Origin of the sequence: Rhodobacter capsulatus (assembly GCF_052363175.1) — a bacterium.
Taxonomy (GTDB): domain Bacteria; phylum Pseudomonadota; class Alphaproteobacteria; order Rhodobacterales; family Rhodobacteraceae; genus Rhodobacter; species Rhodobacter capsulatus_D.
In genome coordinates this window covers 845,341-859,850 of sequence record NZ_CP198946.1, presented here as the reverse complement: position 1 = coordinate 859,850, position 14,510 = coordinate 845,341, and the positions used below count along the sequence as shown (strand labels likewise).

The following is a 14,510-nucleotide window of genomic DNA, read 5'->3' as shown; positions in this document are numbered from 1 at the left end:
AACATGAGAGAGGCAGGGGCCGCATGGCAAGCGCGAAGACGATCACGAAAACGAAAGCCCCGCCCGTTGCGGGGCGGGGTCATCTTCGGCGGAAGCCGCCCCGGCGGGCGAACTGGGTGGGGGCTGTTGACCGCCCTCCGGGGCTTTAGCGTTTTCCGCTGACCCTGAGACTGCGCGGCAATCGCGGCGCAATCGCGCAGCCCTAGGGGAATTTTCCGGGTCTTTTCCGGGCATTTTTCAGGCAGGCTGAATCGCGGAAAAGCCCTGTTAAACAAGGACGGATTGATTTTTCTGCGAAGGGGTGTCACCCTTTCGTCATGTCGAGCTTGCCGCCCGTCCCCTTCCCCGGCCCCGCCCCTGCGCCCGCGCAGGTCGTCTTCGATCGGCGGGAACTTGGCGCCATTCTGGCGGTCTACGGACGCATGGTGGCGATGGCCGAGGCGCGGGATTACGCGCTGAATTTCGGCCGCGATGCGGCGGTCTTTGCGATCTTACGCCGCACCATGGAGACCCCGATCTACCGCCTCGAAAAGCGGCCCGCGCTGCGCAACCGGCAGGGGATCTATGCGTTGATCGGTCCCGAGGGGCAGGTTCTCAAGCGCGGACACGAGTTGGCACCGGTGCTTCGGGTGATCGAGCGCAAGCTGATCCGCGCCGTCGACTAGGCGCGAATCAGGCTTGGCCCGTTCTTCACCCGTCACACCGGGCGCTTGCGCCCGAAGTAGCGGCTGCCCTCGGCGCTCGCGATGCGGGCAAGACAGGCGTCGATCGGCTCGCGGCTGACCTGCATCGCATGGCCGTTCGCATGCAGCAGCGTGGCGTCATCGAGCGCGATCGCGACATGACCGGCCCAGAAGAACAGATCGCCACGGGCAGTCGGGGCGTCTTCGGGCAGAAACGCGCCAAAGGCGGCGCGCTGCTGATCGCTGTCGGCCGGACAGGCGCAGCCCGCCAGCGCAAAGGCGAGCTGCACGAGACCCGAACAATCGATGCCCGCGCTGGAGTTCCCCCCCCACAGATAAGGCGTGCCCAAAAGCCGTTCCGCCACCGCGACCGGATCGGGCTCGGGGTCCGTCAGCGAGCGCAGATGACTGGCGGGAATAAAGCCATCGGGCGTACGGGCCAAAGTGCCCTCCTGCCCCAGCACCGCGACGCGGGCGCCAAGGCTGAGCGCACCCAGCTCGCCGCGCTTGATCGAGGCTTCGCGGTACAGATGCGTGCCGCGCGTGGCAACGACATGGGTCGCGGGGACCGGCGCGGCCAAAGCGGCCTCTGGCACCCAACCGCAGGCGCCGTCGAAGGCAGCCTGCGCAAAGGCGAAACCGTCGCGGCGGTCGATCACCGTGACCTCGGCCCCGTGCAGCCATTGCCGTTCGCGCGGGCCACCGGGATCGAGCGCCAGATCAACCAGCATCGCGCCGATCCGGGCCGGTTCGCCCGCGGTGAAGGCGTCGGCCTCGACCCGGCCGCGCAGGGTCTCATGCGCGACGCGGCCCGAAAACGGCCACAGGCGACGGTCGGTCACAGCCCCAGCACCTCGGACAGCGCCCCCAGAACGGCGCGGCCGCCCTGCGCCAGCGCGCCCTTGGTCCGGCCCGGCGCGGCGGTCGGTTGCCAGGCGTAAATGTCGAAATGCACGAAGCGCTCGGTTTCGGTGACGAAGCGGCGCAGGAACAGCGCGGCGGTGATCGAGCCCGCCATGTTGCCCGCGGGGCAGTTGTCGAGATCGGCAAGGGACGGTTCGATCTGCGGCTCGTAGGGCGCCCAGAACGGCATCCGCCAGACCGGATCGCCGTTGCGGGTGCCCGAGGCACTCAGCGCCGCCGCCAGATCGTCGTCGTCGGTATAGAAGGGCGGCAGATCGGCGCCCAAGGCCACCCGCGCCGAGCCGGTCAGCGTCGCCATGCACAGGATCAGATCGGGCGCTTCCTCGTCGGCCGCGGCGAGCGCATCGGCAAGGATCAGACGGCCCTCGGCGTCGGTATCGTTGACCTCGACCGTCAGCCCCTTGCGGCTGGTATAGATGTCGCCCGGCCGCATCGCATTGCCCGCCACCGCGTTTTCCACCGCGGGGATCATCAGCCGCAGCTTCAGCGGCAGTTTCAGCGCCATGATCATATGCGCGAGCGCGAGCTGGTTCGCCGCGCCGCCCATGTCCTTTTTCATCAGCGCCATATAGGCGCCGGTCTTCAGGTTCAGCCCGCCCGTGTCGAAACAGACGCCCTTGCCGACAAGCGTCAGATCGGGGCCCGCGTCGCCCCAGCGCAGCTCGATCAGCCGCGGCGCCCGCACGCTCGCCCGGCCGACGGCGTGAATGAGCGGATAGCCCTGCACCAGCAGATCATCGCCCGTGACCACAGCCACCTCGGCCCCGTGCAGCGCGGCAATCGCGCGGACGGCGGCTTCCAGCTCATCCGGCCCCAGATCATTCGCGGGGGTGTTCACCAGATCGCGGGCCAGCGCCTCGGCCTCGGCCATGATCTCGAGCCGCGTCGCATCCAGCCCCGCAGGCGCCACCAGCCGCGCCTCGGGCACGGATTGCTTGCCATAACGGTCGTAGCGATAGCCCTCAAGCAGCCAACCCAGAGCCTCGACCTTTTGCGTCTCGGCGGCAAGCGGCGTCGCCAGAGCCCAGGCCCCGGCAGGCAGTTTCGCGCAAGCGGCCGCCAGCTGGAACCGCGCCCGCGCCCGTTTGCCCGCATCGCCATAACCGAAAAGCGCCGCCACAATCGCCCCGGTCTCGTCGGGAAGCAGGCACAGGCTGCCGAGCGCCCCAGTGAAGCCCTGTGCGAGGGCAAAGGCCCGCTGCGCCGGTGTCAGCGCAGCGGGCAAATCGGCACCCGCCTCCACCAGATGAAGCGGCCGCGCCTCGGCATCGGCGGGCGCGAAGCGCATCTCGGGACGGAAACGGAATAGATCGGACATACGGGGCCTCCTGCGTCTGATGCGCGCAGCCTAGCGCGCGCATCGGCGCCCGCAAGCCCCGTTCGTCGGTCTCAGACCTGCCCGATCACACCTGCATATCCTGATAATCCCAGACCGCCGTCAGCGAGCGTTCGGCCAGCCGCACCAGCCGCGCCAGCACCGCTGCCTGACCGATCCGGTCATCATTCTGCACGCAATCCCGCAGATCCAGCGCCACGCGCGACAAGAGCATCATCCCCACCTGCCGCGACAGCCGCGCAATCTCGACCGAGGCGCGGTCAAGCAGGTCAACCCTTTGATCCTTCGCGGCCAATTGCACCGCAACCAGATGCACGGCCAGATCTTCCATCGCGGCAGCAATCAGCCGTTCTGCCGCGAATTGCCCCAACTCGGCATACAGAACCACCAACCTGTCCGGATCGAGCCGCACCGGCTCGTCCATCCGCAATTTCTCGATCGCGCTCACCCCAGCCTCCGTCTTCGTCTTTCCCAGCCCCCACGGCCTGCCTCACCATGACCGGCAAGTTTCAAGAAAAGGTTGAGGCGCGGCGAAAAAGCCCTCGCATTCGAGCAACTTGACGCCTATCTGATCGGGAGCTTGCGACGGGGATGACAATGAAAGAGCACGTGCGGCCCTTGCCCTCCTATCTGACCAACCGCTACCACGGCTGGCGCGCCACCACCTATACCGAGAACCGCCCCTGGTATCGGCGTCTGGCCGATGCCGGTCAGCATCCGCGGGCGATGGTGATTTCCTGCTGCGACTCGCGCGTGCATGTCACCTCGATCTTCGGCGCGGACGAGGGCGAATTCTTCATCCACCGCAACATTGCCAACCTTGTGCCGCCCTATAACCCGGACGGCGATCACCACGGCACCTCGGCCGCGATCGAATATGCGGTGCGCAATCTGAAGGTGGCGCATGTGATCGTGCTGGGTCATTCGCAATGCGGCGGCGTTGCGGGTTGCCATGCGATGTGCAGCGGCCATGCGCCCGAGCTGGAGGACAAGACCTCGTTCGTCGGCACCTGGCTTGATCTGCTGCGGCCGGGCTTCGAGCGGGTCAAGGACACCCCCGAGCCCGAACGGGTGACCGCGCTGGAACGGGAATCGGTGGTGATCAGCCTTGAAAACCTGCTCACCTTCCCCTTCGTGCGCGCCGCGGTCGAGGCGGGCAACATGAGCCTGCACGGGCTTTGGAACGACATCGGCGAGGGGATGCTGTGGCAGTTCAATCCGGACACGCGGATCTTCGAGCCAATCTGAATCAACCTTAATTCGATTCACCTTGTCTTAACGACAATGCGCGAATCTCGGTGCATGACCCAGCACCGACTCGTCACCCTTCGCCTTCCAACGGACCTCATCGCCAGGATCGAGGCCGTGGCCCGTTTGCAGGAGGAAACCCCTGCGGACCTTATCCGACGCTCGCTGTCCGATGCGCTGCGCGAGGCGCCGAGCGTTGTGCAAAAAAGCGAGATGGCGGTGATCACCGCCGCCTTTGACAAATCCCAAGGCTGGCTTGATCTGCAAGCCCGCCTGCGCAAGGCCGGTTTCGTGCTTCGCCTCGAAGACGAACGGCTTGGCCTGCACGAATGGCCCTCGGATCGTTTCGTGCTCTGGATCGAAGAGATCGGCCATTCGCTGGCCGACCTGATGCTGCAATACCGCGCCCCCTTCCCCGGCGCGCTGTCCCGACGGGCGGGCCTTGTCCCGCGCGAGAGCAGTGCGACCGGCAGAGGGCGACACTCGGGGCGGGCCGCCTGAAGGCGACCCCGCCGCACCGCCAGAATGGCGGCGTGATCCGGCCCCCTGCATGCGGGGCCACCCCTGACCGGCGGCAGAATGCCCCCGGTCAGGTTTTTTGCCTTTCGCTGCCGCCCCGCGGCGGGAAGAGACATTTCCGCGCTTTTCAAGGTCACCGGGCGGTCCGAAACGGAGCAGCCCGCCGCCCTGACGGCTCCTGCGCGCGATCCCCTGCCCTCGGTCACTTCCGGCGCTTGCGGATGCGCCAGAACACCAGCCCCACCGCCCCGGCCCAAAGCGCCACCAGCAGCGCCAGCTCCAGGGTCGAAGGCGCCCGGTCGCTCCATTGCAACACGGCATAGACCCCGAGGCCGACCAGCAGCGCCTTGAGGATCTCCATCCGGCTGCCGCTTACTGCAGCACCTGATCCGCAGGCCAGCGCATCGTCGTATCGAGCTTGATCACCTGCTTCGCCCCGGCGGCCAGATCGAGATCCCAGGCCAGAACGCCGCGCTTGTCGTCGTAATCGGCCGTCGTCTCGGCGGGCGTGGCGGTATGGGTGATCTGCAGATCCTCCTGCTCGGCATAGGGCACGCGGTCGATCACCCGCAGAGGCCACGCCTTGTCGGTCAGGTTCTCGACCGTGATTTCCGCGGTTTCGGTGCGCTCGTTCGACTTGGTGATCAGGCCCCGGTCGCCCTCGTTCGCCTGCGGGATCACCCGCTTCAGCCGCAGCCCGTCGATCGCACCATAGCCCAGATGCAGCTTGTCACCCGCCGCGATCAGCGGCAGATCAACCGCCCCCACCACCGCGCCATCGAGCCAGAGCACCGCCGGACCGGGCAGGATCGGCTCTGACCCGGCATTCTTGCCCTCGACCACCCGATAGGCGGTTTCGTCAAACATCGGCACGGCCTCGGCGCGGACGGTGACCGGCTCTTCGACCCGGTCGAGCTTCAGGCGCAGGTTTTCCACCCCGTCGCGGATATCAACCGCGGTCGGATAGTGGTAGGTCACCGTCTCGCCCTGCATCTCCATCGTCATCCGGCTCGCCACCGGGGCGGGCGCGGCCTCTGCCACCGGGGCGGCATAGCTGTCCATCGCCATTTTCGGCGCCGCCATCCCCACCATCGGCGGCTCGGGCGGGCCGATGCGGCGCAGATCCGACCACATCTCGGACGGGTCCGTGCGCTCGGACGGGCGCGCAGTCGACAGCACCAGCTTCACGCCCCGCCAATCCTCGCCCGAGGCCTGATGCACCGAAACGAAGCGATCCAGCGCCAGCTTGCCCGCGGCACTGTCGAGCCGGGCGTCATAGCTTGGCGCCCAGCCCGCGGCCTCGACAAAGGTCGTCACCGTGACCGTCCCCGCGCCAGACACCGTCATCATAAGCGCATCACTGGCCTTCGCGGGGTGTTCCAGCGCCTCAAGCGCCTGTTTCGCCCGCTCGACGGCTTCCTTTTGCGGCTTCAGGGCCGCGTCGGCCGCACGCACCTCGGCCCGGGCTGCGATCCGCGCCTGTTCGGCGGCCAGAACCCCCTCGGCCACCGATTGCGCCAGCGCCGCGATCTTTTCTGGCGGGGTGTTCGAGGTGTCGAGACTGCGCAGAAACTCGGCCTGCGCCTCGGCAGCCGTCACCTTCGCCTTCAACGTCGCCACCTTGTCCTTGGCCTCGGCCAGGGCTTTCGTCGCGGCCTCGAGATCGGCCCGCGCCTTCATCACTTCGGGCGAGACCTCCCAGGTTTTCGCCGGTTCACGATCCGCCATCAGCGTCACGGCGCCGATCTCCACCCCCTCGCCCGCGACGCGCAGGCTGGCCGCATCGGTGCCGTCGGGCAGGTTCGGCACCAGCACTTCGGTTGCCCCCGCGGGCACGGCGATGGTGCGGGTGACCTGCGCGCCTTCGGGGAAAAGCGTGACCGCGGAAAGGGTTGCCGGAATCTCAGTGGGCGCGGCGAAAAGCGCCGCGGGGGCACAGGCAAGACAAAGGCTGGCGAAAAGGGGCAGACGGAGCATGGGTTCCTCCCGGGAAAACTCCCCTCAGGGTCCCTTGGCTTGCCCGCAAAAGCAAGAGGGCGCCCCGGGGGACGCCCTCACGTTTCAGCGGGTCAACCGTGATCAGGCTTTCTTCAGGCAGCGTTGGCCCAGCACTTCGGCGATCTGCACCGCATTGAGCGCCGCGCCCTTGCGCAGGTTGTCCGAGACGCACCACAGGTTCAGGCCGTTCTCGATCGTGCTGTCCTGACGGATGCGCGAGATGTAGGTGGCATATTCGCCGACGCATTCGACCGGGGTGATGTAGCCACCGGCTTCGCGTTTATCCACGACCATGACGCCCGGCGCCTCGCGCAGGATCTCGGTCGCTTCTTCCCAATCGAGGAACTCCTCGAACTCGATGTTCACGGCTTCCGAATGGCCGACGAAGACCGGCACGCGCACGCAGGTCGCGGTGACCTTGATCGAGGGATCGAGGATCTTCTTCGTCTCGGCCACCATCTTCCATTCTTCCTTGGTCTCGCCGGAATCAAGGAAGACGTCGATATGCGGGATCACGTTGAAGGCGATCTGCTTGGGATAGACCTTGGGCGCCACTTCCTGACCGGGGACATACATGCCCTTGGTCTGGTTCCACAGCTCGTCCATCGCTTCCTTGCCGGTGCCCGACACGGATTGATAGGTCGAGACCACGACGCGCTTGATCTTGGCGCGGTCATGCAGCGGCTTCAGCGCCACCACCATCTGCGCGGTCGAGCAGTTCGGGTTCGCGATGATCATCTTGTTGGTGTAGCGCACGACATCGTGGGCGTTCACTTCCGGCACAACGAGCGGAATTTCCGGGTCGTAGCGATAGAGCGACGAGTTGTCGATCACGACGCAGCCCTGCGAGGCGGCTTTCGGCGCATAGACCTTCGTCGCGTCCGATCCGATCGCAAACAGCGCGATGTCCCAGCCGGTGAAGTCGAAAGTGTCCAGATCGAGGGTCTTCAAAGTTCGGTCGCCGAAGCTGACTTCCGTGCCAAGCGATTTGCGCGACGCCAGCGCCGCGATCTCATCGACCGGGAACTCGCGCTCGGCGAGAATGTTCAGCATTTCCTTGCCAACGTTGCCCGTGGCACCGACGACGACGACCTTGTAGCCCATCCGGACCTCCTTCTCGAAAGAACGACCCCCGCTAGCGGAAACGCCGCGATTTGGAAAGGGATTCGGGAAAGTTTCGGGAAAGTGGTGCCGAAACGCCCGGCCTCGCGGTCACGCTGGCCGCGCGCGCGAGAAGATATAGACGGCGAGCCCCGCCACGACCGGGATCAGGAAGAACAGGAAAAGCATCCGGTAGGCCGCCACCGGGTCGCCCGCGGCCGAAGCAACTGCAAAGACCGGACGCGACAGAAAGAGCCAGATCCCCGCCCCGGCGATCGAAAAGAGGTTCAAAAGCGTCACCCCCCGACCGACCAGATGCGGCGGCAGGAAGGTCCGCCCATGCGCCATCAAGACCGGGAAGGAGGCGCCAAAGAAGCCCACCGCCGCCAGAAGCGCCGTCCCCTGCCACAGCCCCGCATCTGGCGCGAAGGCCAGTGCCCCAAGCGCCAGACACAGCACCAGATTGCCCGCGATCGCCACCCGCTTGTGGCTGCCCAGAATGCGGTCGGCCGGACCATAGGCGAAGTTGCCGAGCACCATCGCCACACCCATCGCCAGTGTCACCTTGCCGATCAACGCCGCATCGGCGTCCTGCAGCGCGCTCAGCCACGGCCCGGCCCAGAGGCCGCGGATCGCCGCAGCGGCGGTGTAATTGGCAAAGATCAAGGGCAGGATCAGCCAGAACCCGGGCAGGCGCAGAATGTCGAAAACATTGCCTTTTTGCCCCTTCTGCACGATCCGCTCAGGGTCGCGGGTAAAAGTCAGGATCGCGAGCGCGACCACCAGCGTGATCCCGGTCAGCCCCCAGAGCGTGCCCCGCCAGCCAAAGGCCGCAATCGCCGCGGCCAAGGGCGCCGCGCCCGCCAGATTGCCCAGACTGCCAACCCCGATCACCGCCGCCGCCAATGTGCCGAAGATCGCGGGGGAAAAACTGCGCGCAAAGATGTAGTAAGATCCCATCAGAACCGGCGAGCAGCCGATGCCGATCAGCACCATCGCCAGATGGATGCCCCAAGGCCCGCTGGCCAGCGCAAAACTCGCCGCGCCCCGGCCCCCGCCCAGCGCCAGAAGCCAGCCCACAGTGCGGCGCGGCCCGATCCGGTCGAGCGCCTCGCCCACCGGGATCTGCATCAGCGCGAAGGCCAGATACCAAAGGCCAAGCGACACGGCCAGATCCTCGGCCGTCGCCCCCAGTTCCGTCTTCAGAACCGGCGTCAGCACTGCAAGGCAGGCCCGATAGAACTGGCTGAGCACATAGCCCGCCACGAGAAACGCAATCGACAGTCGCATGATCCCTCCCCGGAACCGGGCCAAGCTGCCTTGGGCGGGGCCGCGATGCAAGGGGGCGCAAAAGAAATGGGGGGCGCAAAAGAAAAGGAGCGGCCGAAGCCGCCCCAGTCCTGGGAGGAAAGGAAGAGATCAGGCGTTCAGCGCCTCGGCGGCCGGAATGCTGTCGACCTGTTTCGCCGTCACCTTGCCCGGTGCGGCAATCTCGATCCGGCGGGGCTTCAGCGCCTCGGGCACTTCGCGCACCAGATCAAGGTTCAGCATGCCATCGGCATGGGTGGCGCCGGTGACCTTCATATGATCGGCGAGCGCAAAGCGGCGCTCGAAGGCGCGGGTGGCGATGCCGCGATGCAGATAGGTGCGCGAGGTGTCGGCCTCCTCGGCCTTGCGCCCGGTGACGATCAGCGCGCCCTCGCGCAGCTCGACCGTCAGTTCATCGGATGCAAAGCCCGCCACCGCAATGGTGATGCGATAGGCGTTCTCATCGGTCTTTTCGATGTTGTAGGGCGGATAGGTCGTCTGGGCGACGTCGGCAGCCAGTGCCCGGTCCATCAGGTCTGCAACGCGGTCGAAACCGATGGTGGCGCGATAAAGGGGCGAAAAATCAAAGGCACGCATGGTGTCATCCTCTCTTGAGCGATGTCGATCTGCCCGCCCCGAACGGGGCCGGGCCTTTGGAACCGGGGCCCGTCATGGCACCCCGATGGAAAAAATGTGGGAAGCGATTTTGGCGCTTTCAAGGGGGCGCAGGCCCTCAGGGTCGAACGAATTTTGCCCCGCCGATGCGGCGCGTCTCGTTCACCGGGGCGGTGCTGTCGGGCAAGGCCAGTTCGGCCCGCACCGCTTCGACCCGCTCGACCAAAGTGCCAAGCGACACTTTCTTGCCGCGCAGCTCGGCCTTGGCCGAGACGACCGAGACGATCCGCGGCTCGACCCCGCGCATCGCGAAGACCGGCGCGCCCGAGGATCCGAAATCAGCGGCGCAGTTCATCAGCACCACGTCGCTGTCGCGGGTCAGCACGTTGCACATGCTTTGCAGCGCGGGCGCCTCGGCCCGGTCATGCGCATAGGAAACGACGCCGACGGTATCCCCCTCGGCGGGCGAGGTGTCGATCGCGAAGGGATGCACCTGCGGCAGCCGGATCGGCTGATCGAGCTGCACCAGCGCCAGATCGTAGCCGACGCGGTCGAACTGCCGCGGGCCAAGATATTGATAGGCCGGATGCGCCACCGCGCGACGGGCGTTGCGATAGGCGACGGCGCGACCATTGCGCAGCCCGGCCTGAAACTCGATCGCGCTCGCCTCGATCATCTTCTGCGTCTTCGGATCATACAGGCAATGCGCCGCCGTCAGCACCAGATCTGGGGCGATCAGCGTGCCGGTGCAAAAGCTGCCATGCCCCAGTTCCAGCCGCCCGACCGCCTCCCAGCCGCGGCTGTCATTGCCGGTGGCCAGCAGTTTGAGCCCGCTTTCGAACGCCGCCGCGGGGGAGGCGCAAAGCGCGATCAGGGCAAGGGCGAGGCGCAGGCGCATGGGTCACTCCGGTCGGGTCCCCCTGCCTAGCCTGCGCCTTGGGCAAGATTATGGCAAGGACGCCAGCCGTGGCGGTTTCGGCCCGCCGGTGGCCCAGTCGAGCAGTTCGACCGTATGCACGACGGGCAGCCCGGTGCCCGAGCCGATCTGCATCATGCAGCCGATGTTGCCGGTGGCGATCAGCTGCGGCGCGGTGGCCTCGAGCGTTGCGACCTTGCGCCGTTTCAGCTCGCCCGAAATCTCGGGTTGCAGCAGGTTGTAGGTGCCCGCCGAGCCGCAGCACAGATGGCTGTCGGCGGGTTCGACCACGGTGAAGCCCGCGGCTTTCAACAGGTCTTTCGGCGCGGTCTTGATCTGCTGGCCATGCTGCAGGGAACAGGCGGCGTGATAGGCGACGCGCAGCGATTTCGGCGCGGTCGCGGGCAAGCCGATCTCGGCCAGAAACTCGGTGATGTCGCGCGCAAGGCCTGCCACCTGCGCCGCCTCGGCCTGCAGCGGGGTCCCCGCGAAATAGCTGCCGTAATCCTTCACCGTCGTGCCGCAGCCCGAGGTGTTGATGATGATGGCATCGAGCCGCCCCGCCGCCAGATAGGCGCGAATATTGGCTTCGGCCTGCCCATGCGCCTCGGCCTCGCGGCCCATATGGTGGACAAGCGCGCCGCAGCACCCCAGATTTTGTGGAATGACCACGTCACAGCCCAGCCGCCGCAACAGTCGGATCGTCGCGTCGTTGATGTCGGTATCAAGCGCCTTCTGCGCGCAGCCGGTCTGCAGGGCAACGCGGTAGCGCCGATGCCCCTCGGCCGGGAAGACCTGCGGCTTCACATTGGGCGAGGGCTTCGGCAGGCTCTCCGGCGCCATCGCCAGCATCGCGCGCAGCCGCGCATCGGGGAAAGCCTTGGCGAAAGGTTTTGCGAGCCGCGCCGCCGTCATCGCAAGCCGGAACCGGGTCGGATGCGGCACGGTAAAGGCCAGAAGGGCGCGCAGCAGCCGGTCCATCCGCGGGCGCTTGTAGGTGCGGTCCACATGCGCGCGGGCGTGATCGATCAGATGCATGTAATCGACGCCCGAGGGGCAGGTGGTCATGCAGGCCAGACAGCCCAGACAGCGGTCGATGTGCTTGGCGGTGCGGGCATCGGCCGGGCGGCCGGTCTCCAGCATCTCCTTGATCAGATAGATGCGCCCGCGCGGGCTGTCGAGCTCGTCGCCCAACACCTGATAGCTGGGGCAGGTGGCGGTGCAAAAGCCGCAATGCACGCAGCTGCGCAGGATCTGGTTGGCGCGGGCAATCGCAGGATCGGCCAGCTGCTCGGGCGTGAAATTCGTCTGCATCAGCCCATCTTTCCGGGGTTGAAAAGGCCTTTCGGATCAAAGCGCGCGCGCAGGCCACGGCTCAGCGCAGCAACCGGAGCGGCTTCAGGTTCGAAAGCCGCAAAGGGCCCGCGCAAGCAGGTGGCATGGCCCGCATAGGGCGCGGCCAGTTTGCGCGCATCGGTGCCGGGGGCGACCAGCGCCCAGACCAGCCCGCCGCCCCAATCGAGCACCGCCTGCCCGCCCAGCCGCGCCGCGACTTGCGGCCCGTCGGAGGGCTTGACCGAAAACCGCCACAGATCACCGGGTTGACCGTGGGACGGCGCAACCTCGGCCAGATCACGCCACAGACCGGCGCCCTCGTCGCGCATCACCTTCGGCGCCCAGGCCGACAAAACTTCGCACAGCCGCCCGGCGCGATAGGCCACGGATTGCTCCAGCCCCTCGACGCGGACAATCGCCCCCACCCCGGGTAGCCAGCCCGCGCCGGAAACGTCGAATTGCGAGCCCAGCGCCGCGGCCAGCACCTTGGCCGCTTCGGAGAGCGGCACCTCCATCAGCAGAGTCGCCTGCGCGGGCGCGGCGGGCAGCAGCTTGAAAGCCACCTCGCTCAGCACGCCCAAAGTGCCCCAAGACCCGGCCATCAGCTTCACCAGATCATAGCCGGTGACATTCTTCATCACCCGGCCGCCGTTCTTCACCACGGCACCGGTGCCATCGACAAAGCGCACCCCAATCAGACTGTCGCGACAGGCCCCCGCCTGCACGCGGCGCGGCCCGGACACATTCGCAGCGACCACGCCGCCGATCGTGCTTTCCCCGGCAGCGCCCAGAACCGCGCCCCAACGCGCGGGCTCGAAGGGCAACCGCTGCCCCTCGGCCGCCACTGCAGCCTCGATCTCGGCCAAAGGCGTGCCCGCCCCGGCAATCAGCGTCAGCGCGCCCGGCTCGTAAAGCGAAATCCCCGAAATCGCCACCTGCAGCGGGTCCCCGGCCAAAGCGCCCACCGGCCGCGTGCCGCCGCCGACGATCCGCAGCGGCCCCGTGGCCCCCCGCACCGCCTCGACCAGCGCCTTCTCGCTTTCAACCTTCATCGGCCCTGCCTTTTTCTTGGTCCAAATACGCCCTTGCCGACCTCAGCCACGCCGCGACGCGCTGACATCCAGCGGAAACACCTTCGCGGCATTCAACAACCACTTCGGGTCGAAGACATCCTTCACCCGCATCTGCGCCTCCAGATCCGCGGGGGCGAATTGCACGGTCATCAGATCGCGCTTTTCGATGCCCACGCCATGCTCGCCGGTCAGACAGCCGCCCACCTCGACGCAGAGCTTCAGGATCTCTGCCCCCATCCGCTCGCACAGCTCCTGTTGGCCCGGCACGTTGGCATTGTAGATGATCAAGGGGTGCATGTTGCCGTCGCCAGCATGAAAGACATTGCCGACCGCGAGGCCAAACTCCTGCGAGATCTCGCCGATCCGGCGCAGCACCATCGGCAGAGCCGAGACCGGAATGGTCCCGTCAAGGCACATGTAATCGCCTTTCTGCCCCATCGCGCCAAAGGCGGATTTGCGGCCAAGCCAGATCCGTTTCGCCTCATCCGGCGATTGTGCCTCTCGGAAGTCTATCGGGTCATGGGTCATTGCGATCTTCCGGATGAGGCCCAGCTGCTCGGCAATTTCGGCGGGGCTGCCCTCGCATTCGACGATCAGAAGCGCCTCGCAATCGGGATAACCGGCATGGCAGAAAGCCTCGGTCGCCTCGATGCAGGGGCGGTCCATGAATTCGATCGCCACGGGCAGGATGCCCGCGCGGATGATGTCGGCGACGCAGGCGCCCGCGACTTCATTCGAGGAAAACCCGATCAGCACCGGCCGCGCGCCTTCGGGCTGGCGCAGGATGCGCAGGGTCGCCTCGGTCACGACGCCAAGCTGCCCTTCCGAGCCGCAGACGACGCCGAGCAGATCGAGCCCCCCCGCGTCGCAATAAGGCCCGCCGATCTCGACCACCTCGCCCTGCATGGTGACCAGCGTCACCCCCAGCAGGTTGTTGGTGGTGACCCCGTATTTGAGGCAATGCGCGCCGCCCGAATTCATCCCGATATTGCCCGCAATCGCGCAGGCGAGCTGGCTCGACGGGTCGGGGGCGTAAAACCAACCCTCGCCCTCGATCGCGCCGGTGACCGACAGGTTCGTGCGCCCGGCCTCGACCCGGATGAAGCGGTTGTCGTAATCGACCTCCAGCACCCGGTTCATCCGCGCGAGCCCCAGCACGACGGCATCGGCCGAGGGCATCGAGCCGCCCGCCAGCGAGGTCCCCGCGCCGCGCGGCACCACCGGCACGCCCATCTCGTGACAGAGCTTCAGACAGGCCGCGACTTCGGCCGTGGTGCGGGGCAGCACGACCGCGAGGGGCGCGCAGCGATAGGCCGAAAGCGCATCGCATTCATAGGCCCGCGTCTCGGCCGGGTCGTCGATCACCGAATCGCGCGGCAGGAGTGCCCGCAAGCGTTTGACGATGAAAGCCTTCTCGGCCAGCACCTTGGCGCTGGGAAGGGGCATCTGCATGG

The 14,510-nt window shown here is 66.8% G+C and carries 15 protein-coding genes; 3 read left to right on the top strand and 12 right to left on the bottom strand.

The window, feature by feature from the left end; translation table 11 throughout:
* Positions 1-317 precede the first annotated feature (317 nt).
* Positions 318-665 carry a DUF2794 domain-containing protein gene (locus ACTTAI_RS05000; RefSeq protein WP_444454707.1) on the top strand — a complete coding sequence of 116 codons (348 nt, stop codon included), beginning with the start codon at positions 318-320 and terminating at the stop codon, positions 663-665.
* A 32-nt stretch (positions 666-697) separates the two neighbouring features.
* On the opposite strand, the gene ACTTAI_RS04995 is transcribed toward ACTTAI_RS05000, so the two are convergent.
* The 3 genes from ACTTAI_RS04995 to ACTTAI_RS04985 form a co-directional block, all read right to left on the bottom strand.
* The gene (locus ACTTAI_RS04995) at positions 698-1,525 is read right to left on the bottom strand and encodes a C40 family peptidase (RefSeq protein WP_444454706.1); all 828 of its coding nucleotides are present in this window, start codon (positions 1,523-1,525) and stop codon (positions 698-700) included.
* Positions 1,522-2,925: a leucyl aminopeptidase family protein gene (locus tag ACTTAI_RS04990; RefSeq protein WP_444454705.1), complete on the bottom strand. Its 1,404-nt coding sequence runs from the start codon at positions 2,923-2,925 to the stop codon at positions 1,522-1,524. Before ACTTAI_RS04990 ends, ACTTAI_RS04995 begins: the two co-directional genes overlap by 4 nt.
* Positions 2,926-3,010: 85 nt before the next feature.
* A complete protein-coding gene (locus tag ACTTAI_RS04985; protein WP_444454704.1) occupies positions 3,011-3,391 on the bottom strand; it encodes a hypothetical protein in 381 nt (126 codons plus the stop codon).
* Between the two features lie 149 nt (positions 3,392-3,540).
* Between ACTTAI_RS04985 and ACTTAI_RS04980 the strand changes: the two genes are divergently transcribed.
* Positions 3,541-4,191, top strand: a complete 651-nt coding sequence (locus ACTTAI_RS04980; protein ID WP_444454703.1) for a carbonic anhydrase — start codon at positions 3,541-3,543, stop codon at positions 4,189-4,191.
* A 117-nt stretch (positions 4,192-4,308) separates the two neighbouring features.
* The gene (locus ACTTAI_RS04975; protein WP_444454702.1) at positions 4,309-4,692 is read left to right on the top strand and encodes a hypothetical protein; all 384 of its coding nucleotides are present in this window, start codon (positions 4,309-4,311) and stop codon (positions 4,690-4,692) included.
* A 220-nt stretch (positions 4,693-4,912) separates the two neighbouring features.
* Here the strand turns inward: ACTTAI_RS04975 and ACTTAI_RS04970 are convergent, their stop codons facing one another.
* The 9 genes from ACTTAI_RS04970 to ACTTAI_RS04930 form a co-directional block, all read right to left on the bottom strand.
* Complete coding sequence (locus ACTTAI_RS04970; protein ID WP_444454701.1) at positions 4,913-5,071, bottom strand: hypothetical protein; 159 nt, start codon at positions 5,069-5,071, stop codon at positions 4,913-4,915.
* 11 nt (positions 5,072-5,082) lie between these two features.
* Positions 5,083-6,687 (bottom strand): mucoidy inhibitor MuiA family protein, encoded by a 1,605-nt coding sequence (locus ACTTAI_RS04965; protein ID WP_444454700.1) that lies wholly within the window; start codon positions 6,685-6,687, stop codon positions 5,083-5,085.
* Positions 6,688-6,789: 102 nt separating this feature from the next.
* Positions 6,790-7,812 (bottom strand): aspartate-semialdehyde dehydrogenase, encoded by a 1,023-nt coding sequence (locus tag ACTTAI_RS04960; RefSeq protein ID WP_444454699.1) that lies wholly within the window; start codon positions 7,810-7,812, stop codon positions 6,790-6,792.
* Between the two features lie 108 nt (positions 7,813-7,920).
* Positions 7,921-9,099 (bottom strand): MFS transporter, encoded by a 1,179-nt coding sequence (locus tag ACTTAI_RS04955; protein ID WP_444454698.1) that lies wholly within the window; start codon positions 9,097-9,099, stop codon positions 7,921-7,923.
* A gap of 129 nt (positions 9,100-9,228) precedes the next feature.
* Positions 9,229-9,714 (bottom strand): Hsp20 family protein, encoded by a 486-nt coding sequence (locus ACTTAI_RS04950; RefSeq protein ID WP_444454697.1) that lies wholly within the window; start codon positions 9,712-9,714, stop codon positions 9,229-9,231.
* 136 nt (positions 9,715-9,850) lie between these two features.
* A complete protein-coding gene (locus ACTTAI_RS04945; RefSeq protein ID WP_444454696.1) occupies positions 9,851-10,630 on the bottom strand; it encodes a trypsin-like serine peptidase in 780 nt (259 codons plus the stop codon).
* A gap of 48 nt (positions 10,631-10,678) precedes the next feature.
* On the bottom strand, positions 10,679-11,962 hold the full coding sequence (gene glcF, locus ACTTAI_RS04940) for a glycolate oxidase subunit GlcF (RefSeq protein ID WP_444454695.1): 1,284 nt from the start codon (positions 11,960-11,962) through the stop codon (positions 10,679-10,681).
* A complete protein-coding gene (locus ACTTAI_RS04935; RefSeq protein WP_444454694.1) occupies positions 11,962-13,035 on the bottom strand; it encodes an FAD-binding protein in 1,074 nt (357 codons plus the stop codon). Before ACTTAI_RS04935 ends, glcF begins: the two co-directional genes overlap by 1 nt.
* A 42-nt stretch (positions 13,036-13,077) precedes the next feature.
* A complete protein-coding gene (locus ACTTAI_RS04930) occupies positions 13,078-14,508 on the bottom strand; it encodes an FAD-linked oxidase C-terminal domain-containing protein (protein WP_444454693.1) in 1,431 nt (476 codons plus the stop codon).
* Between the last annotated feature and the right edge of the window lie 2 nt (positions 14,509-14,510).

Bases quoted from the DNA above. Each gene is read 5' to 3' on its own strand.
- glcF (WP_444454695.1), bottom strand. From the start codon at position 11,962: ATGCAGACGAATTTCACGCCCGAGCAGCTGGCCGATCCTGCGATTGCC.
- ACTTAI_RS04980 (WP_444454703.1), top strand. From the start codon at position 3,541: ATGAAAGAGCACGTGCGGCCCTTGCCCTCCTATCTGACCAACCGCTAC.
- ACTTAI_RS04970 (WP_444454701.1), bottom strand. From the start codon at position 5,071: ATGGAGATCCTCAAGGCGCTGCTGGTCGGCCTCGGGGTCTATGCCGTG.
- ACTTAI_RS04960 (WP_444454699.1), bottom strand. From the start codon at position 7,812: ATGGGCTACAAGGTCGTCGTCGTCGGTGCCACGGGCAACGTTGGCAAG.
- ACTTAI_RS04965 (WP_444454700.1), bottom strand. From the start codon at position 6,687: ATGCTCCGTCTGCCCCTTTTCGCCAGCCTTTGTCTTGCCTGTGCCCCC.
- ACTTAI_RS04990 (WP_444454705.1), bottom strand. From the start codon at position 2,925: ATGTCCGATCTATTCCGTTTCCGTCCCGAGATGCGCTTCGCGCCCGCC.
- ACTTAI_RS04955 (WP_444454698.1), bottom strand. From the start codon at position 9,099: ATGCGACTGTCGATTGCGTTTCTCGTGGCGGGCTATGTGCTCAGCCAG.
- ACTTAI_RS05000 (WP_444454707.1), top strand. From the start codon at position 318: ATGTCGAGCTTGCCGCCCGTCCCCTTCCCCGGCCCCGCCCCTGCGCCC.
- ACTTAI_RS04945 (WP_444454696.1), bottom strand. From the start codon at position 10,630: ATGCGCCTGCGCCTCGCCCTTGCCCTGATCGCGCTTTGCGCCTCCCCC.
- ACTTAI_RS04930 (WP_444454693.1), bottom strand. From the start codon at position 14,508: ATGCAGATGCCCCTTCCCAGCGCCAAGGTGCTGGCCGAGAAGGCTTTC.
- ACTTAI_RS04935 (WP_444454694.1), bottom strand. From the start codon at position 13,035: ATGAAGGTTGAAAGCGAGAAGGCGCTGGTCGAGGCGGTGCGGGGGGCC.
- ACTTAI_RS04950 (WP_444454697.1), bottom strand. From the start codon at position 9,714: ATGCGTGCCTTTGATTTTTCGCCCCTTTATCGCGCCACCATCGGTTTC.